The following is a 24,446-nucleotide window of genomic DNA, read 5'->3' as shown; positions in this document are numbered from 1 at the left end:
GTTCAAGATGAGTACAAGCTAAGAATCAATTTTTGAATGGTATTTTTTCTTGGTAAAATTGAATGTGTGTCTTACTGTCAAATTAACTATATCATCTTGTTCAAAATCACTAGGAAGATCCAGTTTGGAGAACTTTTGGATGTATAACAAGGTAATTGCAAATTTTTGATTAAACTGAAAAGACGGGCCTATAAGAATTCTGTTTTGATCGAATATATTATCTGTGATTTCTTTTCCGGCATTGAGATAGACTTCATCTCCTATATTTATAGTCAGATTTTTAGAGTTGATGTCTGAAGAATTAGCATATACTGGCCACCTAAGCATGAATCGATACCTTAATCTATGGTGAAAACCGTGAAGGTTCGTATCTGTATATTTTAAAAATCGTTGCTCGGCTCTAAATCTATGCTGTATTCTTAATTTGTTGTAATAGCGATTCATCAAAACCTCTTCATAAGGTCTTATTTCAGTTTTATTAAGTTGATTTTCACTATAAGAACGAACCAATGTTAATCCCCCGGAAATCAAAATGTCCGGATGCATCTGATACCCTAAGCTTGTTCTGACAAACTTTAATGACTTTTGCCTGAACGAATCATTCCATCGTAATCCGGCATTAGTTTGCAGCCTGAATTTATTTGACAACAATGATAGATTACTGTACTCGATCCACTGTTGGTTTTCATGCATCACATGCTTTTTTTGTGCAAGTAAAGTGAAGGAAAGTAATATCACAATCAATGTTATGGAAGCCTTGTAGCTTTTGTTTGTCAATATTAATTTACTCATGTTGCTTGGTCAAATCTGAAAAATGCTTTTTGCCAAAAAGGTAATATTGAACGGGAGTTAGAGAATTGCTAAGAGGGGTGCTTAGGTTGTTTTTTTTCAAATTGAGCCTTGTTAGATTGTTCTCAGGTATTTTTTTTACAAAAAAAGAATACGCTTTGAAAACAGCAGTAAAATGATCGAATGAATTGTCTTTCCAGAATTTTAATGAAGCCAATATATCCAATAAAAATTTCAAGGGGAGTTTCCAGAATAAAGATATTCCTGTGCTGTTTTTATACAGCATGGTCAGATTGTTGCGAAAGTTGAGATAAGTTTTTTGAGGGTTTGATTTGGCTAACGTTCCTCCTCCTACATGAAATACTTTACTTTCAGGTATGCAATAGACTTGTTTTCCAGACATATTGATCCGCCAGCACAAATCGATCTCTTCCATGTGGGCGAAGAAAGATTCGTCAAAACCTCCAAGTTGATGAAAAACTTCTGAACGGATAAACATACAGGCTCCTGTTGCCCAAAACACTTGTTGGTTTGAATCGTATTGGCCATGGTCTTTTTCAAGGGTATCAAATATTCTACCCCGGCAATATGGATACCCCAAAATATCCAGGTACCCTCCTGCAGCACCGGCATATTCAAAGTACTCTTTGTTTTTATAATCTAAAATTTTAGGTTGACAGGCCGCAACGTTTGGATGGCTATCCATAAAGTCCACGATAGGATTAATCCAGTTGGCAGTGACTTCTATATCTGAATTGAGCAGTATATAGTACTCAGCTTCAACCTGCTTAAGAGCCAGATTATATCCTGCTGCATAGCCGTTATTTGTTTCCAGGAGAATGAGATTGATTTCTGGAAAATGCTCTTTTAAAAAACTGATAGAAGTGTCTGAGGATTTGTTGTCGGCAACATATATATCTGAATCAGAACTGTGCCTGATTACATCAGGAAGAAATTTTTCAAGATACTGTCGCCCATTATAGTTTAATATAACTACAGCTACCTTAGCCATTGAACATGTTGCCCAAATCGAAACCCGGAATATTTGGCATCATTCCTTCGGTGCTTTCTTTTAGTTTTTCTTTCGCCTTAATATCAGCTTCTGCCAATGCTTTATTTGTGGCTGCTACTACCAAATCCTGAACCATTTCTTTGTCTTCCAGATTAAGTAGGGCAGAATCAATATTCACTGAGACGAGTTCTTTTTTTCCGTTTACAGTAGCCTTTACCATGCCAGCCCCGGATTCTGCTTCCACTACAATTTCGGCGAGAGATTCCTGAGCTATCTTCATTTTCTCTTGCATCTCTTTCACCTTGCCCATCATTTTCATCATATCAAACATATTCCTAGTATTTAAGAGTTTTAGAATTGTAGCTCGCAAAGATATACTATAACATGCTATGTGAGGAATCCTTCTAATAGAAATGAATCCATCCAATTAATTATTGTTGTCTCTGATCAAGACAATCGAACCTGCTTTGTCAAATGACCTGCCAGTAGCATCTTCGTAATTAACACGGTAGGTATATGTTCCTTCCAAAGCGTTTTTCCCGTTAATACGCCCATCCCAGCCTAAATTCATATCTTCTGTATAAAATATGACATTGCCCCACCGACTAAATATTTGCATCTTAAAATTAAATACCTTGGTACCAATTGGCTTGAAGTCATCATTTAACCCATCTCCATCGGGGGTAAAAGCATTAGGGAAGTTGACCAATGGGTTGATCACTACTGTTCGTATGTTTGAATAGGAAATCAAAGGCGTTTGATCTAAAGATTCAGCCCTTACACGCAGGTTTTTTGGTTGATCATCATCAGTCGAAAATGTAATTTCTTTGGTTCTGCCACTTAGTACACTAAACTCTTCCATGATTGCTCCTGAATCGTCCAGCCTTTCTATAAAGTAGGTTCTTATTCCATTGCCCCAGGTTTCGTATTTGTTCCATTCCAACACTACTGCATTTCCATTTACACTTTTTACCTGTAGTATTATGGGAGCAGTTATGGGGGATGGGATAGATGTATTGCCACAATTGTCCTGATATAAAATTCTGTATTTCAGGGTTTGGCGAAAAGGACTGTTGCTGTTATCTATGTATGTTGTGTCCAGTGTTCTTGATATGGTGCTAAATGCTTTGCCATTTGCAGAGCGCTGAATCATATACTGACTCAGTTGTATATCCTCTATTGGTTTTTCCCAATTCAAAACTACTCCTTCATTGAATATGGTTGAGGAAGGGGTGGATAGGGCTGGCAGGTCGCCTGTTTTGCTGGCCACAACACAAGTGTCAATACTCAGAGAGCTTCCTGAATTAAAAATAGCTTGTATTTCATAGCAGTAGTCATTGCCACAAAGTATGTTGTCATCATCAAATGAAGAAGCGAAAGTGTCGTTGATTTCTGTTTGAACCTCTCCATTTCTAATTACTTTGTATGAGCTTGGAATCCCTGATGCTGTTTTCCATGAAACCAAGTTTACACCATTATCTACTTTCACATTTATAGAAGTGCTACAAACAATATTGGAATAAATGTAAACATTGCTACAGGCATCAAACGTCCTTATTCTGTAACAATAATAATTGCCTAGTGTGTTTATTCCTGTAACGTTTTCTCTGTTTCCTGTAATTTCATATAAATCATAAAAACCAACTATATCATTTTCACTGACTTCAAGCACATAGACAGATTCCTCTCCTATGGTGTAGGTAAGTAGTGTGGAACCATCCGAGCTTTCAGTATTTACCTCAACCGAATGCAATATCGGCGTGACAATATTGTCTATGGTAGTGATTGTTTTGGTATTAGTGCCACAGTTATTGACTGCATTGTTGTACAACCCGGTGACTGTGATGGGGTAATCCCCGGCAGTACCAAAATCAAATTCGGAACTTGTAATGCCCGGCCCTATTACTTCTGAATTCGTAGCGGTGAAGTTGACTCTGTACCTGTCGTAATTAGTGTCGGTAATTTCTACTCTTATTGTGTGCCCTGCACAATTATGGATTTCAAATTCCGGTGGAGCAGGGTCATATACGGTTATTTTTAGAGAGTCTTCCTTTTGAGGCACATTGGCTCCAACCAATTGAACCAAGTAATACTCCCCTGGTGTGTTATAAGTGAAATTTTTATCGGTAGTTGGTACACCAGATTTGTCTTCATACCAATACTGCCTTGTAGTGCTGCTACCGAAGTTGTCCAGTTCTGTTATATCAACTTCAAAAGGAGCACATCCTGTTACATTTTGTACAGAAAACCTACCCATTACACTGGTAGTTTGTGCTTTGGTTATGCTTACCTGAGCAATCATCGCCAATGCAAAAACAAGTAATCTGTAGTTTGGTTTCAATGTTAAAATGTTTTTGATCAAAGTGACTGGTCTGTAATAAAACTGCAAGTTATAGTATGAGTTGTCAATTATCAATGTACAGTTCTCAAATAGTGATGTTAGTTTCTGATAGCAGGTATTGTACCAGCTCTTCTGAGGTATATTTTTCCTGATCTCCTGTTGTCATATTTTTCAAAGCATATTGATTTTGTTTAAGTTCTTCCTCACCAATAACCAAAACATACTTTATTCCTTTTTTATCTGCGTAGTTAAACTGTTTTTTCATTTTTGCATTGTCAGGATAAACTTCTGCATTTATTCCTTTGTGGCGCAGAGTGTCCAAAATCTTTAACGACGCAGAAAGTGTTTCATTGCCAAAGTTTGCTACCAATACTTGAACTGTAGATGATGCTGCATCAGGAAACAATTCCAGTTCTGTCATCACATCATAAATTCTGTCCACTCCAAATGATATACCTACACCGGAAACACCTGATAAACCAAATACCCCTGTCAGATTGTCGTATCTTCCACCGCCACAGATGCTTCCCATTTGTACGCTTGTCGGTTTTACTTCTATAATGGCTCCAGTATAATAGGAAAGTCCCCTTGCAAGAGTAATATCTATTTCAACATTGTGAGTAGCAGCACGGTATTGTTGGGTATAATTGAGAATCTCTTTAAGCTCATTAATTCCTTTTATACCGATCTCAGAATCTTGCAGAAATTTTGAAAGAAATTCTATTTTTTCATCATTGTTTCCGGTTAACGTAAAAATCGGATCAAGCAATCCTGTTTTTTCTTCCTGAAAGCCTTTGGCGATCAATTCTTCTAATACCTTTTCTTTACCAATTTTATCCAGTTTATCAATAGCTACGCAAAATTCAGCTTCTTTACCATGAGCACCAATGATTTCTACTATTCCTGTCAAAATCTTTCTGTTATTGATTTTGATAGAGTAATCATTGAGTTTGAGGGCTTTGAAAACATCATTGATAATCAGAATAATTTCAGCTTCACTGAGCAATGAATCTGTTCCAATGGTATCTACATCGCACTGATAAAATTCCCTATACCTGCCTTTTTGGGGACGGTCTGCTCTCCATACAGGCTGGATTTGGTATCTTTTGAAAGGGAAGGTGATGTCGTTTTGATGCATAACCACAAACCTTGCAAAAGGAACTGTAAGGTCATATCTCAATCCCTTTTCAGAAATTTTATTTGTCAAGTGTTTACTTCCCTGGTCTATATCTTCCTGTTTTGTTTTTGAGAGGAAGTCACCGGAATTAAGCACCTTGAAAAGCAACTGATCGCCTTCATCACCGTATTTTCCGGTCAATACGGAAAGATTTTCCATCGTAGGTGTTTCAATTGGAGCGAATCCATACTTTTGAAATACTTTTTTTATATTGTCTAAAATATAATTTCTCCTGATCATTTGATCCGGACCAAAATCTCTGCTGCCTTTAGGAATACTTGGTTTCTGCACTTTTATCAATTCTGTTTTCGGCAAAACTAAGAATCTTTGGCTGAATATGTTACGGAATCAGGTTACTACTTTTCTATCGGATCAGGAACTTGTGTTAAGCCAATGTTGATTCTTTGTTTCAAATTCATGTTTAAGTCATGATAAGGTAAAGGAAAATTCACTACTGTCAATTTACTGCAATTTACCATAAACAATAGCCAATATTCTAAGTGCAAATAGTAGTAAATTACCATAGCTTAGTTTTTATTTTCAAATTGAGCAACAAAGGCTCTTATTTTAGTCACCGATATACAAACAAAAAATACCCATAGCTATGAATAAATCACTTATTTGGTTTAGTTTCCTTCTCGTATGCGCAGTAGCATGTAATCCTGTCAAAACTGAAGAACATGGTCACAGTCATGATGGTGATCACCACCACTCACATTATCCACAGCACGACAGTGTATTAAGTCATAAATTGATATTGCCCAGCAAAGTACCAGATAGAATTATTGCCAATCTAACAGCAACACCTTCTACCAGTATAGGTATAAATTGGAGAACAGATCAGCAAATAACAGAAGGCTTTGTAGAAGTAGCATTGGATACCGATGGACCGGAATTCTTATTTAATATTATAAAAAAGGTAAAGGCCGAAACCGAAGTGTTCGAAAACCAGCATGAAAATGAGCCATTGGTAAAAGCAAGTTATCATTCAGCAGTGATTGATGGTTTGGAGCCCGGTAAGACCTATGTTTACAGGGTGGGTGCTACGGACAAGCAAGAGTTGTGGAGCGAATGGTTTCAGTTCACTACTGCTTCGGATAAAAAAGGTGAGGAATTTAGCTTTATCTACTTTGGAGATGCTCAAAACCAGGTGAAATCAATGTGGAGCAGGGTAATTCGAAATTCTTATAAGCAATTTCCTCAGGTTGATTTTATGCTGCATGCAGGGGATTTGATCAACAGCCGACAGTCAAATTTGGAGTGGGGAGAATGGTTTTATGCCGGAGACTTTATCCATGCTACTGTTCCCAGTATTATGACTCCAGGTAATCATGAATATAGAGACGAGGTATTGACCCCTCTTTGGCGACCCCAATTTACACTTCCTCAAAATGGGCCATTGGAAGAGCTACTTGAAACGTGTTTTGTGGTGGATTACCAAGACTTGAAGGTGATTTCAATTGATGCACTTTCTTATGACGATAAGCCACATTCCAGGAAAGCTCAGACGGTATGGCTAGATTCTATTTTAGCTAACAATGATAAAAAATGGACAGCCATCACGTTGCATTACCCTATTTTTTCAACAAAAGAAAACAGAGACAATAAGAATGTGCGTGAAGGGTTGAAGCCTTTGATTGATAAATACAAAGTGGACATTGTTTTAACAGGGCACGATCATACTTATGCCAGAGGGCAGGTGAGTAATGATCCCACAGGAGCAACCTCTGTTTCGGATGCCGGAACTATTTATGCAGTATCTGTAAGTGGCCCAAAAATGTACGACTCAATGGATGCAGAATGGATGGAACGGAGAGGGGAATATACTCAGCTATTCCAGATTATCACCATCAAAGACGATGTGCTAACCTATCAGGCATTTACTCCAATAGGTACGTTATACGATGCATTTGATTTGGTGAAATCTAATGGGAAAAAGAAATTGGTTAATAAAATACCAAAAACGGCTCAACGATTTAAATCAGACTTTGTGAAAAAATAAGACTATGCTACGATACTTTCTTTATTTGCTATTAGGTGTATTCATTGTATTGATAGGTATTGGAATTTATAATGTAAGAGACCGGAAATCAGGTTATGATTACACCAAAACGATTACATCTCCTGAGTTACCCATAGTTGCGGGTTTTTCAAAAAAAACGATTAATCCGATACTGATAGATACCTGGGTAGATGCAGATGGGGATGCGAGATATAAACCGGATAATGGAGATACTTATATTGACAAGAACAATAATGGTGAATTTGATGCAGTCTATCTGGCTGGTTTTCACCAAAACAGACCTGCTCAGGGTTTTCATGATAGTTTGTGGAGCAGAGTAATGGTATTGAAAAATGACAAAGTAAAGATTGGGATTGCGGTTATTGACGCTATAGGTTTTGGGAATGACCAGATTGCTAAGATCAGGGAGAAAGTGCAGGAAAGTACGGATTTTGACTACATAGGGGTAATGAGTACTCATGATCATGAGTCTCCCGATGTAATAGGTATTTGGGGGGCAGGTATTTTCAAATCAGGCATTGATGATGAATATGTCAACCACATTATAGATCAGACGGCTTTGGCTCTCATTGAAGCAGATGAGAAAGCTGAACCTGCCAGTATTATATTTGCTCAGGACACTTCCGACCGACTTAAATATTTAGTGGATGACTCCAGAAAACCTCATATTTTTGATCCCGGGTTGAGGTTGATGAGGGTTGTTTCTCAGGCTACCAATAAAACATTGGGAACCATAGTTTCATGGGCAAATCATCCTGAGACACTGTGGAGCAAAAACATTCAGATCACTTCTGATTTTCCGCATTATATCAGACAGGGAGTGGAAGAGGGGGTGAGCCAGAACGATTCTACATTTGCTGAGGGAATCGGTGGAGTAGCACTTTATATCAATGGAGCTATAGGTGGTTTGATGCATACTTCACCAAGATTTCCTATTCCTGATATTCAAACGGATACAGCATATAAGGAAGCTACTTTTGAAAAAGCAAAAGCCCAGGGAGATCACGTGGCACTGTTGGCTCTGAATCTTTTGAAAGATTCTACTTTGCAATCTTATACGTCAACTTCGCATAATATCATATCAAAAACACTCTATTTACCGGTAGCCAACAACAAGTTTAAATTGGCTTCTCTTCTTGGTGTGTTGGATAAAGGCTATTCTTCCTGGTTTAGTTCCAGGTCTGAAGTAGCCGTTTGGAAAATGGGACCTGCCAGTTTTATTTTCGTTCCGGGTGAAATTTACCCGGAAATAGTAAATGGTGGAATAGAGCATCCCCCGGGAGGAGACTATGATATCGATCCTGTAGAAATTCCACCGTTGCGAGATTTGATGCCGGGAGAGTACAAGTTCGTTTTCGGATTGGCCAATGACATGATAGGCTATATTATACCAAAAAGCCACTGGGATGACGAACCACCCTATTTATACCTTGACGAAAGAGAAACTTATGGAGAAACCAACTCCCTTGGACCTGAAACTGCTCCCATACTTCATTCAGAGCTCAAAGGTTTAATGGAACAACTACCCACTAAGTGAGACTTTTTGTATCAACTGTTTGCTTGATGTTTTTGTTATCAATAGCAGCTTTTTCTCAAGAAAAACCAATTACTGTTCGTTCAATGCTGTTAGCACCAACAAATGATGTGGTTTTAGTAGCTGCTCATAGGGGAGTCCAGTCTTCTTTTCCTGAAAACTCAATTGCTGGTATTCAAAGAGCCCTTGACATTGGTGCTGATATAGTGGAAATAGATGTGCGGGTGACCAAAGATGAAATTGCCGTACTCATGCATGATGACGACATAGATCGAACCACAAATGGCAGTGGTTCATTAAATAAATTCACTTTTGCTGAACTCCAATCATTCAGATTGGTTGATACTTTGGTGCATGCTCAAGAATTTAAAATCCCTACGTTGGAAGATGTTTTGAAGTTGGAAACTGGCGATGCATTTTTCTACCTTGACTTGAAAAATTCACTAAAGGAGTTGGATGTTATTTTGGAAAAAGTGATGGAAATGAAGGCGTCTGACCGTGTCATTTTTTATGTCAAAGACTATGGCAGTGTCAGGAAAATCAGAAAGTTGATGCCTGATGCATTTATTATGAAAAAAGTATATCACACTCCTGAATTCAAAAATGACCTTAAAAAATTTACGCCCAATGTAATTCACTTGGGTGATAACCAAGAGGAAAGAGAGGTGGTCTATATCAGTGAACTTAAGCCATACAATAAAGTGCTTAATGTCAATTCAATCAAAAAAACAGATCCTTTGGCTAGGCAGTCAATGGATGTTTATTCTGAGTTGGTACAAAAGAAAGTCAACGTTATTCTAACAGACTACCCTGAGATCTTGTTGAAATACCTCAGGAGTATTGAAAAACACAAATAATTATAAAACTATAATGATCAAATCTATATTACAACTAGTAGTTGCAGTAGTCTTACTTGCATCTTGCAAGCCTTCCATTCCGGTAAGTACAGATGGTGCAACCAATTATCAACAACCTCATCACGTAAAACTGTCCTGGATAGGTGCACCCGAAAGCAGTCAGGCGGTGACCTGGCGTACTTCAGAAGGAGTGATCAAAGGCTATTTGGAATATGTAAAAGCGACTGCATCTCCTTTTTTTCAAGACGATATAATCAGAATCCATGCAAAATCTGACACATTGACTTCTGACGATGGGCTTTGGAATTACCACTCTGCCAACATGGAGGGACTGGAATCCAATACAATGTATTCTTATCGGGTAGGAGATGGTACCTATTGGTCAGCCTGGTCCGAATTCCGTACTGCAACAGGCAAAAACGAACCCTTTAAATTTCTTTACTTCGGAGATGTTCAACGAGATATTTATTCATTGGGAAGTAGGACTATCAGGCAAGCCGTACTTGCCAACCCTGATGCTAAGTTTATGCTCTTTGGAGGAGATATGGTACATCGTGGAGGATTGAATAGGGAAAACTGGAACGAATTTTTTCCATCCGGAGGTTGGGCTTTTGAAAACATACCAACAGTAGCTACTCCCGGAAACCATGAACACTTAATTGCCAAAAGTGGAGATAATATTTCTCCATTGTGGTTTTTGAATTTTGCATTTCCCAACAATGGGCCGGAAGGGCATAAAGAAGAAACCTTTTATGTGGACTACAACAACATAAGGGTGATTTCACTTAACCTGTGCCGATATAAATTTCCAGAGGATAGAAAAGAAATTTATGACTGGACAGAAGAGCGTTTGAAAGAATTTGAAGGTGACTGGGTGTTTATCACTCATCATTATGGGATGGAATCATCAGCCAGAAACCGAAAGCCCGGAGTGCGGTTTCCTGAATTCAAAGAATTGTACGAACGCTATCAAGTCCCGATAATTCTAACAGGTCATGAACATGTGTATGCACGTGGCAGAATGGGAGCAGATTATCCTGTGTATGTGGTTTCTGTGGCCGGACCGTATCAAAATGCGGTTCAATTTGGCGAATGGGAAGAGCGTATTGGTACTTCGCTTCAACTGTATCAGGAAATACACGTTAGCCCAAATACAGTCCATTATGTGGCGAAAACTGTTCTTGGAGAGGTATATGATGACTTTACCATTACCAAAGGTGAAAATAAAAAACTGACCTTTTCTGTAAAAAAAGACCTGATGCCTGAGTCTTTGATTCCCACCCTCAACTTCAAAGACCGCTACGACAAGGAATTGGTAGATTCCTATGAAGCGGATAAACAAAGGTATTTGCAGCGCAAAAAAAGAATGAACTAGTTGGCATAAATGTAGAGTAAACCCGTCAAAAAACTACACCTACCCATTGACGGCCATTCTTTAGGCAAGTTCTTTTTGTCATTTCGACGAAGGAGAAATCTATCTTACTGACTCGAATAAGCAAAAAAGATCCCTCCTTCGTCGGGAGGACAGGGGCAATTTGGTTTGTCTGACTGCTATTTCAACTTACGGTATGGTGGTTTGTTTATAAATGAGTTTGCCCGGGTTTATGTGTGGTATTTCTGTGAAATGAATTTCATTCTGAAACGATTGCTTGCTGTTTTGTCTTGAAATTTATTTGAGTTGGTTAAATTTAACGCAACAGAAAAATTCACAATTATGAGGACGGTCATTTCAATCACTCTTTTATCGGTATTAATGCTTTCAGGTTGTCTGAATAATGGACTTGAAAAGTACAATGCGATAGACCAAATCTTGAGTGAGATAAAGACCGAATATGCCCCGGATAAACGGGTGGCTATTTTTGATGTAAAAGCCACTTTGGATGGAAATAATGTTGTGCTTACAGGTGACACTGATCAAAAAGCAGCTATCAGTGATCTGAAGACAAGGTTGCAAAAAGAAGGATTGGAAGTAAAAGATGAAGTGAATCTATTGCCTGATGCTGATTTGAAAGGGGAGACTTTTGGAGTGATTAATAATTCTGTGGCTAATATTCGCTCTTTGCCAAAGCACTCTGCTGAACTGGCAACTCAGGCAACTTTGGGTACTGGAATTCGGATCTTGAAAAAAGAAGGAGAGTGGTATTTGGTACAAACCCCGGACAAATACATTTCATGGATAGATCACGGAGGATTTGTTTCCATGAATGAAAACAGCTTTGATGTATGGGATTTGTCTGAAAAGGTGATTTTTCTGGCTACAACAGGAAACGTGTACCAGTACCCTGAAATATCAACAGCTATTGTGGGAGATATTGTCATGGGTTGCATGCTCAAATTCTCGGAAGATGTGGGTGATTTTTATGAAGTGCAATACCCTGATGGCCGGCTGGGATTTATTGAAAAATCAAAGTCTGAAAAATATACTGAATGGCTAACTAACCTGGAAAGGAGAGCAGCCTTAATCCGATCAAATGCCCTGAGCATGAAAGGCCTGCCGTACTTGTGGGGAGGAACATCATCCAAAGCCGTAGATTGTTCCGGCTTCACCAAAACAGTCTATTTCATGAATGGCCTGATTATTCCCAGAGATGCTTCTCAGCAGGTAAACGAAGGACTTGCTGTAGATACAGACTTGAAATTTGAAGGACTGGAAGTTGGGGATTTGTTGTTTTTTGGTAGGCCGGCTACTGATTCCACCAAACAGAAAACTACTCATGTGGCTATTTGGATGGGAGATGGTGAGTTTATCCACGCCTCCAAAAATGTAAGAATAAGCTCAGTGAATCCAAACTCACCGCTTTACGATTCTATGAATGTCAACCGCTACCTCGGCAGCAAAAGATATTTCAATAACCTTACCAAAGGTATAGTGGATTTGAAGGAGAAGGTTGTGTTATAACTTGTTTCTTTGGTCAGTTAAACATTCACCCTCACTTCGGGTTCTTTGTTTTGTATGCTGATGAGGTTTGATACATCGCCTAATACTTCATCAATTAACCCATATTCTTTTGCTTCTAGCGCATTTAGGAATTTATCCCTTAAGAAAAAATCCTCTATTTCTTTCCATGAATGCCCGGAATTCTGCCCCATAATGTGGAAGAGTTGAGTTTGCAAGCGCTCTTGTTCTCTGGTGGCAATACGGACATCTTCGGTATATCCTTTGCTTCCACCACCAGTTGGGTGCATGTGGATGGTAGCTTGTGGCAAAGCAAATCGCTTACCTTTTTCTCCACATGTAAGCAAGGCTGTTGCCATGCTTCCAGAAAAGCCGACAGCCACAGTAGATACGGGTGCGGAAATCATTTGCATGGCATCATAAATGGCCAGTCCGGCATAGACACTTCCTCCCGGAGACTGTATGTACATGTCTATTTGTTTTTTCGGATCCTGGCTATTGAGATAAAGTAATTGAGCTACTATCAAATTGGCTACCTGATCGTTAATTGATGTTCCTAAAAAAACAATACGCTCTTTTAGCAACAGGCTGTAGATATCGTAAGATCGTTCTCCTCTTTCACTTTGGTCAATGACCATGGGAATCACATTAGATTGAGCAATCATTAGCAATCATTTTATAAAATAAGACAAGATTTTGTTTCTAAAGTCCAGGTGTTTTCGACTTGTAAATAGTTGTTTGTCGATTTGAGCAATTTCTTTTCGGAGTTTTCTTCTACCATATTCATGAATGATATTATAAGCCATTACTTGAAAATTAACTTTCTCTGACAGCTCATCATTTACCTGTATTCTGGCTTCCATAAGCAGGCGTTCTCCCGGATCGCCTTGTTTTTGTACCAGCTGATCTATTTGGGCAGTTTCAATTAAGGAAGTCCTCATAATTAAGCGATTTTTTTCTTATTACATCCCTGACCTTTTCAAGGCATTTGTATTTTTGAACGGTAGCAGACCTTTCATTTCGAAAGCCGAAATGATTGGATAAATTAGCCATTGACATTTTTTCATAATAAAAAGACTGAAGCATATCCATACACTTTTTGCCGGATTGTTGCAGGTACAATAGGATCTTTTCCGAAGCAGGTTCTATATTCTGATTTTCACTTAATTCCAAATTTTCAATTGGTTCAGTATTGATCTCCTGTCCTTTTTTCTTTAGCCAAATATTTTTGGATATTCCCAGAATGTAAGCTTTTGGGTTGGTATGTGGCTCGAAATTTAAGAGTACCATTTTTTCATAATAAACCAATAATGCCTCTTGAAACACATCTCGGGTTTCATCAAGATTGCCTCCGGCGTTACTGATGTATTTGGCAACCAAAGGAAATACATTCAGATACAACTGAGTAAACTGTTCCTGTTTGGTTTCATTTTCTGCTATAGGTGTTTTGATCATTAACATATATATTGCTGTTTGTATATAAGTTCAAATTTTGGCATTTATATCACCTGGGAAATTAACTTTTTTTTAAAAATGATCTGTGGAAGTCATCAACTTGTTTTTTTAAAAAATTACCAACCAGAAGAGACTTTTGAAAAGTTCACAAAGGTATTTAAATTCAAAACTTGTTTTTATATGGTTGGAAGCTGTGTCTTCTGATTTTAGGTATTATTCAATATATGATTCTATGAAAAACCTTTGGCTGCTTCTCCTTTACATCACTTTATTCTATTTTGATTTAAAAGCTCAAAATGAGATAGCTGACCCACAGTTTTATCTGACAGATATTAAAAAAGAATTGAATAAAGAATGGCCTGAAAACCGTACTGTCAACCTGGTGTTTCATGGACATTCCGTGCCAGCCGGGTATTTCAAAACTCCTGTGGTAAATACTCTGTCGGCATACCCTTATTTGCTGTTGGAAAAACTTAAAACCAAATATCCTTTTGCAGTGATTAATGTGATCAACACATCTATTGGAGGGGAAAATTCACAGAGTGGGGAAAAACGTTTTGAAAATGAGGTTTTGACACATAGGCCTGATGTTTTGTTCATAGATTATGCGTTGAACGACAGAGGGATAGGATTGAAAAAATCGAAAGAATATTGGAGTAAAATGATAAAAAGAGCGTTGGAAAAGAAAATAAAAGTTATTTTATTAACGCCATCACCCGATCAAAGAGTAAACATCTTAGAACCTGATAATGAACTGGAACAACATGCCCAACAAATAGAGCAACTGGCAAAAGATTATGGACTAGGCTTAGTGGACAGCTATAGTTTATTTAAAGCCAAAGTAATTGTCGGTGATAGCATATCCATATTTATGTCGCAAGTAAATCATCCAAATAGAAAAGGGCACCTTTTGATAGCAGAAGAGATTTTCAAATATTTTGAGTAGAATACTTTTTTGCTACAACTGCCACGTTGCTAATGCAAAAAAGTATGACTTTAGTGTATATATGTTATCTATTTCATACGATACCATACTCTAATGAGTTGATACCATTGTGAGTGGGTTTCACCACCTGTAAACAGCTCTGTATCAAAGCTGCCTTCTTCTTCGTGGATATTTGGTAGAACAACAGTTTCAATGTTCATAATATCCACATTACTGTTTTTTTCTATCCAATCATTTACTTCTTCCAGTATGGTTTCGAATTTTTGAACTTCCCCTGATTTAAAAAAAGAGCCTTTGGTTTTTTCAGGTACAAAGTCTATTACTTCAATTTTCATAGTTTTCTTATTTGCTGAACACTTGAAGATACACCTGAAAATTAAATTAGACAAATTTTGTCTGTAAGAGTTTTATTGTAGTCTGTCAAAATAAAATATAACTATTCTTAGTTTTTTTCTCTAAAAATGACTTTTCGCCAAAATGAAGTCAGTCTTTTTGTATCACAGGTTTATCACTTCCAGCTTCATAAGGGTAAGTTTTGAATATTTTCAGCAAAGTATTTTTCAACAATTCAAGATTGTTGTCGCTGCTTTTCTTTGAATATTTCAAGTCCAGGCTTCCTTGCCATACCAGCTTTCTTGTTTTTCGTTCTTTGATTTCCAGCAATAGTATTCCTTCAATATGTCTTGAGCTACTTGGTCCATAGAAGTAAGGATCATAAAAGGGGCTGTAATAGCCACGGCCGGGATTACGGTAATAGTTGGAATTGTTGTAGTTTACTTCTGATTCTACACCTGAAATCAACTCATAGCGAACCAGTAGGTCTGATTTATTATCAGGTACATAGCCTTTGGCTTGCATCTCATTGGCTATATAGGTTTCTACGCTATCAACAAAGGCATTTCCTTCATTTGAATATTCTTTATTGTCTGTTTTAAAATTAATGATTTTAAAAGTATGGTATTCTTTGAAATCAGACCCTTCATCCAGATACTGAATGACTTTGGATGAGGCGCATGAGCATAATGCCAGAGTCACAATAGCGATGGTAAGTAGCGATGAAAAGTTATTACTTGTACTGATCATTTATCAATAGTTAAGTATTCAAAGGAGAAATCTTTACTATGTTTAAAATTCTTCTTTGATTGACTAACACTTGTAATTATAATTCCTATTAAGGAAACTTAGGAAATTTCTTAAAATCAGGATCTCTTTTTTCTAAAAATGCATTTTTACCTTCTTGTGCCTCTTCCATCAGGTAAAACATGAGTGTAGCATCCCCGGCAAATTCCATAAGTCCATGTTGGCCGTCTAATTCTGCATTGAGCCCTCTTTTGATCATGCGCAATGCCATCGGGCTTCTTTTCATTATAGTTCTGCACCACTGTACTGTTGTAGCTTCCAGTTCTTCCAATGGCACTACTTTGTTTACCATTCCCATTTTTTCTGCTTCTTCTGCGGTATATTGTTCACATAAAAACCAAATTTCTCTGGCTTTCTTCTGGCCAACATGGCGGGCAAGATACGAAGACCCAAAACCGCCATCAAAACTACCTACTTTTGGGCCTGTTTGTCCAAAACGGGCATTTTCTGAAGCTATGGTGAGATCACAAACCACATGAAGTACATGTCCACCTCCAATAGCGTATCCGTTTACCATAGCGATCACGGGCTTAGGCAGAGATCGGATTTTTTTGTGCAAATCCAATACATTCAAGCGGGGTACACCGTCTTCTCCGATGTAACCACCTATTCCTTTTACATTTTGATCTCCACCGGAGCAAAATGCCTTGTCACCGATTCCGGTAAGCACCACCACATTGATATCACTTCTTTCACGACAGATATCCATGGCTTCAAGCATTTCAATGTTGGTCTCCGGCCTGAAAGCATTATATACTTCAGGTCTGTTGATCGTTATTTTGGCTATTCCTTCAAAGAAATCAAATTTTATATCCTTATACTCTTTTATTGTACTCCAGTTGAATGTCATGATGCGCTCTAATTTGTTTGTAACATTTCTTATAAAGCAAATATGCTACATTGATGTATGAAATGACAGAATTTAAAATTGAAATGTCTATAAAAAAATATGAATCTGAGTAACCAATCTCACTGGTAGCAAGAGACTAATTGAACTGGCTCAAAATTCCAATTACCTCTCTATATACCTTTTTGTTGGTAGCAGGGTCGGTTTCTATTTCTAATATAAACGGGCAGTCTGAAGGTTGAGATATTTCTACCAGACTTTCGTTGAGTTTTTGAAAGGTGGAGCAAGACCTGTATTTTAAGTTATATTCATTGGCCAGATGCTTGGCTGTTAATTGTTGGTCGGTTTCAAAAAACTCTTTGAGTTCTGGTTGACGGGATGGGCCATCTATCATCCGAAATATACCACCTCCATGGTTGTTGAAAAGGATAATTTTGAGGTTGGCAGGGAGGTAGTTGTGCCAAAATCCATTTCGATCATAGAAGAAGGCCATGTCACCGATGAGTAAGTAAACGTCTCTCTCAGTGGTTAATGCCGCTCCGATTGCAGTGCTTACTGATCCGTCAATCCCACTGGTTCCCCTGTTGGCAAATACCTCTACACCTTTTTTGTTTTGTAGCCCAATCAGATTTGCATACCGCACGGACATGCTGTTGGCCAGGTGTAAGTCCACATGACCGGGAAGAGAGTCCATTACAGATTTGAATGCTTTGAATTCACTGAATTCTGTGCTTTCGTCCAGATTGTCATGAAGTGCTGTAACAGTATTTTTGTTTTCTGTTTGCCAAAGATCAAAAAATGACTGGTCTGCTGTCAGACTTCTGTTTTTCTCGAAAAAACTAAAAAATTCGAAAGGATTGCACCGCACAATTTTTGTCAGACTTTGAAATGTATCTGCTACATCTCCAACAGACTGAACGTGCCAATGCTGTTCCGGATTTACTTGTCTCAGGAATAATTTAAGGTTTTTTGAAATCACCGACTTGCCATAGGTAATGATCAAATCAGGTTTTAAGTCATCGTATATTGATTTGTTTTTCAAAAAAGCATCCTGAGAAGTGATGGCATTTTCTACTTCATTTAAGTTGGAAATAATATCTGATATTATAGGAATATTGTATTTCTCAGAAATCTCAGAAAGTAATCTGTTCAATTCATGACTGAATTTGCTTTGTCCTCCAATGATTAATATTTTACTGAAATCATTAAATTTTTCAGCGTCATTCCAACGAAGTAACTGGTGTTTGAAAACCTGAGTATTTATGATTTTTACATCATCGGAATAGTTGATTATTTCATCATCTTCAGGATAAAATGGTTCCCTCATTGGCACATTGAGGTGCGTAGGCCCCTGTGGGAATTCTGAAGATATGTTGATGGCTTCATTGGTAATGCGATGGCAGTGCCATACAGCATCGTCGTGTGTGTAGTCAGATGGAAAAACAAAGCTTTTTTTGACGTGTTGACCGAAAATATTTTCCTGATAGATGGTTTGTCCATCCAATTGTCCGATCCACTCATGAGGCCGATCTGCGGTGATTACCAGTAGGGGAATGTGAGAAAAATAAGCTTCAGCCACAGCAGGAGCAAAGTTGTAGGCTGCAGAACCCGAGGTACATATAAGTACAACAGGTGCTTTTGTTTTCAAAGCCATGCCAAGTCCTATAAATGCAGATGACCGTTCGTCGGGAATGGAGAAGCATTCGATATCAGGATGCCGGGAAAATGCCAGGATGAGTGGTGCATTTCTGGAACCCGGACAAATGATTGCCTTGGTGATTCCTTTTCTGGAACAGATTTCAGCAATGTCAACAACAGGTTGAAGCACCATAAGATTATAATTTATAATATGACATTAAGGAGTGTCTGGAATTTCATTTCTGTTTCCAGCCATTCGCTTTCAGGATCGCTATCTTCTGTGACACCTGCACCGGCAAAAAGCATTGCGTGATTTTTTGAGACGATCATGCACCTCAAATTTACATAAAGACTGGTATTACCTTCAATATTAGAAGGCCCAAGATAGCCGCTAAAATAGGAGCGGTCAAATCCTTCTTTTTTCTTGAGAAACTTAGCTGCCGGCTTCATGGGCATGCCACATACAGCGGATGTAGGGTGAAGTAAGTCCAACATTGCGGTACCCAATAGCGGGTAGTTCACCTGATCCATATCAACAGTGAATGCAGTTTTTAAATGAATAAGATTTCCTGCTTTGATCGTTTTTGGTCCGTATTCGGTAAACTCTCTGAGTCTGATGCTTTTGAAACAGTTGACAATGTACCTGCTCACCAAGGCTTGTTCTTCGATTTCTTTTTGTGTCCAGGCTACTTTGGAGAGTTCAAAGTTTTGGGGAATACTTTGCGTGCCAGCCAGTGCTTCTGTTCTGAAAATTTTATTGTCTCCAATAGAAAGGAGCAGCTCTGGTGTTGCACCCATCCAAAGCCCGGCTTTCGGCACAAACACGATAGATACAAATGCGTTTTCGTAGGCTTCACAAAGCTTTAAAAATTCTTTAACAGGGTTGAATTTTCCTGATATGGGGATCAGCTTATTGCGTGACGGTACTATTTTTTGATAACTGCCTTCTCTTATGGCATCAATTGATTCTTTTATCAATAGCTCGAATTCTTCCTGATTTTTTTCCTTAGTCTTGACATTGGGAAGAAAGTCTGAAATGTTAAACTCATCTGAAACCGAAAGGTATTCAAATTGTTTTTTGAAGTCATCGAATAATTCGGTTTTGTTAAATGTAGGATTCGTTTTTATTTCATTGTCTTCAGAATTGAGCATTAAATCTGCTTTAATGAAATTTCCCTGATTAGATTCAGACTTGTTGAAAGGTACAAAGAAAAATCCCGGAGGTGCTGTCTCCAATTCATCGGGGTAAATTTCTACTTTGTCCAATTGACAAATAGCATGAATTTCGTCTTGACGAGGAATTCTCCAAATGGCTAAAGACAAGTTGGATTTTACGGAAGTATTGAAAAACAACTCCAGGTTTTCTTCAAAAGAAATGGTAGTTGATTCTAAGTTTGTTTTCTCTGATTTGTTGTTCATGACCTTGCCTCACAAGAGTGTTTTTTTTAACACTATTTTCTATCTATAATCGCTATGGTAATTCGACTAATGCAGACCAATTCGTCATCGTCGTTTGAAACTTTAATTTCCCAGATATGTGTTTTTTTTCCTATATGAACGGGTTTGGCAATGCCATGGACGAATCCATTTTTCGCCGATTTGATATGATTGGCATTTATTTCTAAACCTACACAGGCCTGTTTGCTTATATCTGTGGTCATAGTCGCTCCTATACTTCCGAGGGTCTCGGCAAGTACTACAGAAGCCCCTCCGTGTAGTAGTCCCATTGGTTGAATTGTTCTGTGGTCAACAGGCATTTTTGCTTTGATATAATCTTCACCTATTTCGGTAAATTCAATGCCAATATGACCAACCATTGACTTTTTAGAAAACTCATTTATTCCTTCTAAGGTAAAATCTTTATTGAACATATCGATTGATTATTTGTCCTATCTTCGCAACTCCACAAACAAAGATACATTTCAATTGAAAACCAAAAAAATATACATAATCAGACATGGACAGACAGAGTTTAATAAAAAGAATATGGTGCAGGGAAGGGGGATTAACTCTTCTCTCAATGATTTGGGGAGAAAGCAGGCAGAGTCTTTTTATAAAGCTTATAGTGACATTCCTTTTGATAAAATTTATACTTCGTCTCTGGTAAGAACCATAGAATCTGTACAGGGTTTTATTGATGACGGGCTGCCATACGAGTCTTTGGAAGGTTTGGATGAAATCAGTTGGGGAAATTATGAAGGCCAATTTTTCGATCAGGAAATGCACCAGCGTTATTTGGACTCAATCGAGGAATGGAAAGCAGGTAAATTGGATGCTGCTATTAGTGGGGGAGAGTCTCCCAATCAAGTGATGGCAAGACAAAAACAAAGTATGGATTATATCCTGTCTAACGAGGACGAACAAACCATACTTGTATGCTGTCATGGCCGGGCGATTAGAATATTAGTATGCTGGTTGTTGAATCATCCTCTGGACAAAATGGATAGGTTCTTGCATCAAAACCTTTGCCTGTATGAGTTGTCCTATTCAAACAACACTTTTTCACTGGTTAGGGAAAACGACACAAAACACCTCCAAGGAATCTAAAGCTTAATGTTGTTAATGTTTTCCTCTTTGTCACATTTGCTTTAAAAGCCAATGTTTGTGTCCGCACAAACATTCTCAAAAATGATTCCCGTTTGTGGAGACACAAAACGGGAGCGGGATTTATATTATGACATAGTACGGTTATTCCGAATTGGCCTTTAACTCCTCTTCAGTAGATCGTAATTTTTCTCTACAATACTTTACCAGCTCTGTCGCTCTTTTCGTCAACTCTGTTAAGTCATCTATATCTGTTGATTCGCTTTCGAGTTTGTTTACGATTTCTTCCAGTTCCGATTGTGCTTCTTTATAAGAAGGTTTCTTTTTAGCCATTGGTATTTAGTTTACAGTACTTTTAATTGTACCGGTTTTAGTTGTAGTTTCTACTTCGTCTCCGGTTTTAATGCTTTTAATTTTCAACATTGGTTGCCCGTTTATTTTTGTTATGGTAAAACCTCGTTCCAGTATTTTTTGTGGATCAGCTGCTGAAATCGATTTTTCAAAAAGATTAAGCCTGTTCTTTTGTTTTTCTATGGTTTGCAACGATCGTGTTTTAATGTTTACTTCCAGTTTGCTGAGAATCAGGTCGTGTTGGTGAACTTTGTTTTGAACAGATAAACTAAGTTGATACATCAGGTTGCTGAGGTATTCATCATGTCTTCTAATTACCTCTCCTGATCGTGATGAAATTTGATCATACAGTTCATTTATATTGGATTCAAAATCTATGAATCCACTGATGATAAATTCAGCAACGGCCGTTGGAGTTTTCATTCTGGTGTTGGCCACTAAATCTACAATGGTATTGTCTCGTTCATGCCCTATGCCAGTAACTACTGGCAGTGGGAACTGGGCGACATGAGCACATAACTCATAATCGTCAAAACAATCCAAATCTGTTTTGGCACCACCACCACGAATGATGATCACCAGTTCAAATTGATTTTCCAAATTATATATTCTGTGAAGTGACTGTATGATAGATTCAACAGCCTGATCTCCTTGCATTACAGCTTGAAATAGTTGTGCGTGCACTTTGTATCCATACGGATTGTTTTCCAACTGATGAATAAAATCGCCATATCCGGCAGCACTTTCCGAACTGATGATGGCTATACGCTGGGGAATCAACGGCAGGGAAACAGATTTATTCATATCAAAAATACCTTCCGCTTCCAACCTTTTGATGGTTTCTTGTTTTTTGCGTTCTCGTTCCCCAATAGTGAAATTAGGATCAACGTCTTTGATGTTCAGACTAAATCCATATACTTCATGGTATTGGACAGATGCATTGACAAGTACCTTCATACCCGACTGTAAGGTCGTTCCAGTCATGTTTTCAAACCAATTGCTGAGATTCGAAAAGGTGTAAGACCAAATGGTAGCTCTGTTTTTTGCAAGAATGTAGTTGTCTTTTTTTTCTACCAATTCCAGATAGCAATGGCCTTTTTGGTTTACATTCATTTCGCCAATTTCAGCAATGATCCAATAGGATTTGTCCAGACTGTTGTCCAGAACGGATTTGATAAGTTGATTAAATTCTAAAAGGGTAAGAGAATCCAATTTTCAATGTAGTTGATCAAATGCAAAGGTACAATTGGTTCGTAGAATACCCGTGTTTTAGAATCCTAAATTATAGGATAAAGTAAAGCCGAAGTAGCCGTTTGATTCTGTGCTGTAATCTGAACCTGTAATTGCTTTGGGGATATTGTAGTTGTAGCTTATTGTGATTCCAAATTTGTCAGAAGTAAGAAGAATGGGTAACGAAATGTAGTAATTCATTAATCCAAATTGCTTTGAAGTTGAAGTGGTTTGGCCAGCTTGAGCTTCATCTCTTGCATCAATGAGTCTTTGCTTTTGTAGTTGGCTTAGCCTTCTTCTTCTGGCTATTATTTCGATCTCTGCATCGGTCAGGTTTGCCAAAACAGGTCTTGGTTCAGCTGCATTGTATTGGTCAGTTATATTTTGAGTGCCAAATAAAATAGAAATAGAAGGTAAAAAAGAGACCGTTTTGAATGGTTTAAAAGCTTTTTTCTTAATCACGCCGGTGGCATTCCAACTGATACTATTGGCTGTGTCATCACCAAAAGAAAAAGAGTAGTCAATCCCAGTGTATATATGTTTTAAATCTACTGTCAATGAAGAGTTTAGTGAATTGGTCAATGGAAAAGAATAGGTATCATCTGAAGAATGGTAAAATGAATGATCGTAGGACAGGGCATAAGACCACTTATTTGAAATACTTCCAATATATCCTGCGGTGAGAATGGTAAGGTAATATTTCGGCTCAAGCTCATTGTTCCATATTCCTGTAGCATCTCCGAACAAACCAGATTTATGGTAGTAAGATACACTTGGTATGATGCCTTGCTGGTCTACACCGAAGCTTCTTCCCGCAGAAGTGATCCTGCTGGAATAGCCCAATCTTAAGGAGAGAAACGAACCAGAAATATCGCTGGATAAGATGCTGTCAATTAGATTCATGAGGCTTAAAGAGTCACTTTCATTGGCGAAAATAGCATCCAACTCGGCTGTTAGATTAGCCAGTTCAGTTGAGTCACTTTCTTGTGCCTTGCTATGATAAGACAAGACAGAAAAAAAGGAAATTGAAATAATAAATATGTGTAGAGTAGAGGCTCTCAAATTAATTATGTTCAAAATATTTATTCAGGTTTATGATGATCGTAAACACTTTTGGTCATCATAAACCTGATTTTATGTTAGTTTCTTTTTTGATTCAATCTTTGCTGATTTTGTTGACGAATCTGTTCCCTGTTTTGTTGTTGACTTTGTCGTTGCTCTAATTTTCTAAGCAACATTTTTCTAAAATCCCCTTCGGCTTCCCTCAAAGACATTAATTGTTTGGTATCGATGACATTGAGCATTTTGTCGGAATATTCTTTTTCCAGGTTTAACTTGGTTTGTTTTATAGCCTGTCCCTTTTTTAGCATTTCCCTTGTTTCTTCGTCACTGGCAGAGGTGCGGTCATAATTCTTTCTTATTTCCATAAAGTCAGACTGTATGGTTTTTTGTTTTTGAGCATATTCCTGATAGATGGGCCAAAATTTTTGAGCCTGTTCAGGAGTAAGGCCAAGGCGTTCTGTAATTAGTCCGATTTTGGCAGCTTCCAGCTTTTTTAAAGCATCTCCGCTTTGACCATAACCAACTATTGACCCCAGCATTAGCAGTGCAGAAAATAGTATTCGGTTAAAACGTAAATTTTTCATATTCAAAGTTCTTTAATTTT

The 24,446-nt window shown here is 37.9% G+C and carries 25 protein-coding genes; 7 read left to right on the top strand and 18 right to left on the bottom strand.

What is annotated here, in order from left to right; all coding sequences use genetic code 11:
• Positions 1-18: 18 nt before the first annotated feature.
• From AAOP42_RS11995 to hisS, 5 genes are all read right to left on the bottom strand, one after another.
• On the bottom strand, positions 19-792 hold the full coding sequence (locus AAOP42_RS11995; RefSeq protein ID WP_349528759.1) for a DUF2490 domain-containing protein: 774 nt from the start codon (positions 790-792) through the stop codon (positions 19-21).
• A complete protein-coding gene (locus AAOP42_RS11990; RefSeq protein ID WP_349528758.1) occupies positions 785-1,801 on the bottom strand; it encodes a glycosyltransferase family 2 protein in 1,017 nt (338 codons plus the stop codon). Before AAOP42_RS11990 ends, AAOP42_RS11995 begins: the two co-directional genes overlap by 8 nt.
• Positions 1,794-2,132 (bottom strand): YbaB/EbfC family nucleoid-associated protein, encoded by a 339-nt coding sequence (locus tag AAOP42_RS11985; protein WP_349528757.1) that lies wholly within the window; start codon positions 2,130-2,132, stop codon positions 1,794-1,796. Before AAOP42_RS11985 ends, AAOP42_RS11990 begins: the two co-directional genes overlap by 8 nt.
• Positions 2,133-2,228: 96 nt before the next feature.
• On the bottom strand, positions 2,229-4,142 hold the full coding sequence (locus AAOP42_RS11980) for a T9SS type B sorting domain-containing protein (protein ID WP_349528756.1): 1,914 nt from the start codon (positions 4,140-4,142) through the stop codon (positions 2,229-2,231).
• Between the two features lie 85 nt (positions 4,143-4,227).
• The gene (gene hisS / locus AAOP42_RS11975) at positions 4,228-5,634 is read right to left on the bottom strand and encodes a histidine--tRNA ligase (protein ID WP_349528755.1); all 1,407 of its coding nucleotides are present in this window, start codon (positions 5,632-5,634) and stop codon (positions 4,228-4,230) included.
• 289 nt (positions 5,635-5,923) lie between these two features.
• Between hisS and AAOP42_RS11970 the strand changes: the two genes are divergently transcribed.
• From AAOP42_RS11970 to AAOP42_RS11950, 5 genes are all read left to right on the top strand, one after another.
• Complete coding sequence (locus tag AAOP42_RS11970) at positions 5,924-7,321, top strand: purple acid phosphatase family protein (RefSeq protein ID WP_349528754.1); 1,398 nt, start codon at positions 5,924-5,926, stop codon at positions 7,319-7,321.
• Between the two features lie 4 nt (positions 7,322-7,325).
• On the top strand, positions 7,326-8,879 hold the full coding sequence (locus AAOP42_RS11965) for a hypothetical protein (protein ID WP_349528753.1): 1,554 nt from the start codon (positions 7,326-7,328) through the stop codon (positions 8,877-8,879).
• A gap of 26 nt (positions 8,880-8,905) precedes the next feature.
• On the top strand, positions 8,906-9,733 hold the full coding sequence (locus tag AAOP42_RS11960) for a glycerophosphodiester phosphodiesterase family protein (protein ID WP_349528752.1): 828 nt from the start codon (positions 8,906-8,908) through the stop codon (positions 9,731-9,733).
• Positions 9,734-9,746: 13 nt separating this feature from the next.
• Positions 9,747-11,108, top strand: coding sequence for a purple acid phosphatase family protein (locus AAOP42_RS11955; protein WP_349528751.1), 1,362 nt, complete (start codon positions 9,747-9,749; stop codon positions 11,106-11,108).
• A gap of 339 nt (positions 11,109-11,447) precedes the next feature.
• Complete coding sequence (locus tag AAOP42_RS11950; RefSeq protein ID WP_349528750.1) at positions 11,448-12,632, top strand: C40 family peptidase; 1,185 nt, start codon at positions 11,448-11,450, stop codon at positions 12,630-12,632.
• Between the two features lie 17 nt (positions 12,633-12,649).
• Here AAOP42_RS11950 and AAOP42_RS11945 read toward each other — a convergent pair whose 3' ends face one another.
• From AAOP42_RS11945 to AAOP42_RS11935, 3 genes are read right to left on the bottom strand one after another with little or no spacing between them, the layout of a single operon-like run.
• Positions 12,650-13,294, bottom strand: coding sequence for a ClpP family protease (locus tag AAOP42_RS11945; protein ID WP_349528749.1), 645 nt, complete (start codon positions 13,292-13,294; stop codon positions 12,650-12,652).
• A 6-nt stretch (positions 13,295-13,300) separates the two neighbouring features.
• Positions 13,301-13,570 carry a hypothetical protein gene (locus AAOP42_RS11940; protein WP_349528748.1) on the bottom strand — a complete coding sequence of 90 codons (270 nt, stop codon included), beginning with the start codon at positions 13,568-13,570 and terminating at the stop codon, positions 13,301-13,303.
• Positions 13,551-14,084, bottom strand: coding sequence for an RNA polymerase sigma factor (locus tag AAOP42_RS11935; RefSeq protein ID WP_349528747.1), 534 nt, complete (start codon positions 14,082-14,084; stop codon positions 13,551-13,553). The genes AAOP42_RS11940 and AAOP42_RS11935 overlap by 20 nt, the downstream gene beginning before the upstream one ends.
• A 232-nt stretch (positions 14,085-14,316) precedes the next feature.
• Between AAOP42_RS11935 and AAOP42_RS11930 the strand changes: the two genes are divergently transcribed.
• On the top strand, positions 14,317-15,030 hold the full coding sequence (locus AAOP42_RS11930) for an SGNH/GDSL hydrolase family protein (RefSeq protein ID WP_349528746.1): 714 nt from the start codon (positions 14,317-14,319) through the stop codon (positions 15,028-15,030).
• Positions 15,031-15,098: 68 nt separating this feature from the next.
• Here the strand turns inward: AAOP42_RS11930 and AAOP42_RS11925 are convergent, their stop codons facing one another.
• The 6 genes from AAOP42_RS11925 to AAOP42_RS11900 form a co-directional block, all read right to left on the bottom strand.
• Positions 15,099-15,365, bottom strand: a complete 267-nt coding sequence (locus AAOP42_RS11925) for a hypothetical protein (protein ID WP_349528745.1) — start codon at positions 15,363-15,365, stop codon at positions 15,099-15,101.
• A gap of 148 nt (positions 15,366-15,513) precedes the next feature.
• Positions 15,514-16,113 (bottom strand): DUF4136 domain-containing protein, encoded by a 600-nt coding sequence (locus AAOP42_RS11920; RefSeq protein WP_349528743.1) that lies wholly within the window; start codon positions 16,111-16,113, stop codon positions 15,514-15,516.
• 88 nt (positions 16,114-16,201) lie between these two features.
• Positions 16,202-17,020, bottom strand: a complete 819-nt coding sequence (menB, locus tag AAOP42_RS11915; RefSeq protein WP_349528742.1) for a 1,4-dihydroxy-2-naphthoyl-CoA synthase — start codon at positions 17,018-17,020, stop codon at positions 16,202-16,204.
• A gap of 136 nt (positions 17,021-17,156) precedes the next feature.
• On the bottom strand, positions 17,157-18,848 hold the full coding sequence (gene menD, locus AAOP42_RS11910; RefSeq protein WP_349528741.1) for a 2-succinyl-5-enolpyruvyl-6-hydroxy-3-cyclohexene-1-carboxylic-acid synthase: 1,692 nt from the start codon (positions 18,846-18,848) through the stop codon (positions 17,157-17,159).
• An 11-nt stretch (positions 18,849-18,859) separates the two neighbouring features.
• On the bottom strand, positions 18,860-20,074 hold the full coding sequence (locus tag AAOP42_RS11905) for a chorismate-binding protein (protein WP_349528740.1): 1,215 nt from the start codon (positions 20,072-20,074) through the stop codon (positions 18,860-18,862).
• A 32-nt stretch (positions 20,075-20,106) separates the two neighbouring features.
• A complete protein-coding gene (locus AAOP42_RS11900) occupies positions 20,107-20,526 on the bottom strand; it encodes a hotdog fold thioesterase (RefSeq protein WP_349528739.1) in 420 nt (139 codons plus the stop codon).
• 55 nt (positions 20,527-20,581) lie between these two features.
• Between AAOP42_RS11900 and AAOP42_RS11895 the strand changes: the two genes are divergently transcribed.
• Positions 20,582-21,202, top strand: coding sequence for a histidine phosphatase family protein (locus AAOP42_RS11895; RefSeq protein WP_349528738.1), 621 nt, complete (start codon positions 20,582-20,584; stop codon positions 21,200-21,202).
• 141 nt (positions 21,203-21,343) lie between these two features.
• Here AAOP42_RS11895 and xseB read toward each other — a convergent pair whose 3' ends face one another.
• The 4 genes from xseB to AAOP42_RS11875 all read right to left on the bottom strand — a co-directional run bounded on the left by xseB (position 21,344) and on the right by AAOP42_RS11875 (position 24,426).
• Positions 21,344-21,532, bottom strand: a complete 189-nt coding sequence (gene xseB / locus AAOP42_RS11890; protein ID WP_349528737.1) for an exodeoxyribonuclease VII small subunit — start codon at positions 21,530-21,532, stop codon at positions 21,344-21,346.
• Positions 21,533-21,538: 6 nt separating this feature from the next.
• Complete coding sequence (xseA, locus tag AAOP42_RS11885) at positions 21,539-22,762, bottom strand: exodeoxyribonuclease VII large subunit (protein WP_349528736.1); 1,224 nt, start codon at positions 22,760-22,762, stop codon at positions 21,539-21,541.
• A gap of 57 nt (positions 22,763-22,819) precedes the next feature.
• The gene (locus tag AAOP42_RS11880; protein WP_349528735.1) at positions 22,820-23,857 is read right to left on the bottom strand and encodes a hypothetical protein; all 1,038 of its coding nucleotides are present in this window, start codon (positions 23,855-23,857) and stop codon (positions 22,820-22,822) included.
• A 62-nt stretch (positions 23,858-23,919) separates the two neighbouring features.
• Positions 23,920-24,426: a hypothetical protein gene (locus tag AAOP42_RS11875; RefSeq protein ID WP_349528734.1), complete on the bottom strand. Its 507-nt coding sequence runs from the start codon at positions 24,424-24,426 to the stop codon at positions 23,920-23,922.
• Positions 24,427-24,446: the final 20 nt, after the last annotated feature.

The sequence above is a fragment of the Reichenbachiella sp. MALMAid0571 genome (assembly GCF_040151475.1).
Lineage (GTDB): Bacteria > Bacteroidota > Bacteroidia > Cytophagales > Cyclobacteriaceae > CAXBNB01.
Note: the sequence above shows the minus strand (reverse complement) of the source record. Positions and strands in the feature narration are given on the sequence as shown.

Excerpts from the sequence above, each read along its gene's own strand:
- AAOP42_RS11970 (WP_349528754.1), top strand. The coding sequence starts at position 5,924 with ATGAATAAATCACTTATTTGGTTTAGTTTCCTTCTCGTATGCGCAGTA.
- AAOP42_RS11940 (WP_349528748.1), bottom strand. The coding sequence starts at position 13,570 with ATGAGGACTTCCTTAATTGAAACTGCCCAAATAGATCAGCTGGTACAA.
- AAOP42_RS11965 (WP_349528753.1), top strand. The coding sequence starts at position 7,326 with ATGCTACGATACTTTCTTTATTTGCTATTAGGTGTATTCATTGTATTG.
- AAOP42_RS11905 (WP_349528740.1), bottom strand. The coding sequence starts at position 20,074 with ATGAACAACAAATCAGAGAAAACAAACTTAGAATCAACTACCATTTCT.
- AAOP42_RS11945 (WP_349528749.1), bottom strand. The coding sequence starts at position 13,294 with ATGATTGCTCAATCTAATGTGATTCCCATGGTCATTGACCAAAGTGAA.
- AAOP42_RS11955 (WP_349528751.1), top strand. The coding sequence starts at position 9,747 with ATGATCAAATCTATATTACAACTAGTAGTTGCAGTAGTCTTACTTGCA.
- AAOP42_RS11920 (WP_349528743.1), bottom strand. The coding sequence starts at position 16,113 with ATGATCAGTACAAGTAATAACTTTTCATCGCTACTTACCATCGCTATT.
- xseB (WP_349528737.1), bottom strand. The coding sequence starts at position 21,532 with ATGGCTAAAAAGAAACCTTCTTATAAAGAAGCACAATCGGAACTGGAA.
- AAOP42_RS11995 (WP_349528759.1), bottom strand. The coding sequence starts at position 792 with ATGAGTAAATTAATATTGACAAACAAAAGCTACAAGGCTTCCATAACA.
- AAOP42_RS11875 (WP_349528734.1), bottom strand. The coding sequence starts at position 24,426 with ATGAAAAATTTACGTTTTAACCGAATACTATTTTCTGCACTGCTAATG.
- menD (WP_349528741.1), bottom strand. The coding sequence starts at position 18,848 with ATGGTGCTTCAACCTGTTGTTGACATTGCTGAAATCTGTTCCAGAAAA.
- AAOP42_RS11900 (WP_349528739.1), bottom strand. The coding sequence starts at position 20,526 with ATGTTCAATAAAGATTTTACCTTAGAAGGAATAAATGAGTTTTCTAAA.
- AAOP42_RS11960 (WP_349528752.1), top strand. The coding sequence starts at position 8,906 with ATGTTTTTGTTATCAATAGCAGCTTTTTCTCAAGAAAAACCAATTACT.
- AAOP42_RS11925 (WP_349528745.1), bottom strand. The coding sequence starts at position 15,365 with ATGAAAATTGAAGTAATAGACTTTGTACCTGAAAAAACCAAAGGCTCT.
- menB (WP_349528742.1), bottom strand. The coding sequence starts at position 17,020 with ATGACATTCAACTGGAGTACAATAAAAGAGTATAAGGATATAAAATTT.
- AAOP42_RS11990 (WP_349528758.1), bottom strand. The coding sequence starts at position 1,801 with ATGGCTAAGGTAGCTGTAGTTATATTAAACTATAATGGGCGACAGTAT.
- AAOP42_RS11930 (WP_349528746.1), top strand. The coding sequence starts at position 14,317 with ATGAAAAACCTTTGGCTGCTTCTCCTTTACATCACTTTATTCTATTTT.
- AAOP42_RS11950 (WP_349528750.1), top strand. The coding sequence starts at position 11,448 with ATGAGGACGGTCATTTCAATCACTCTTTTATCGGTATTAATGCTTTCA.
- AAOP42_RS11985 (WP_349528757.1), bottom strand. The coding sequence starts at position 2,132 with ATGTTTGATATGATGAAAATGATGGGCAAGGTGAAAGAGATGCAAGAG.
- AAOP42_RS11935 (WP_349528747.1), bottom strand. The coding sequence starts at position 14,084 with ATGATCAAAACACCTATAGCAGAAAATGAAACCAAACAGGAACAGTTT.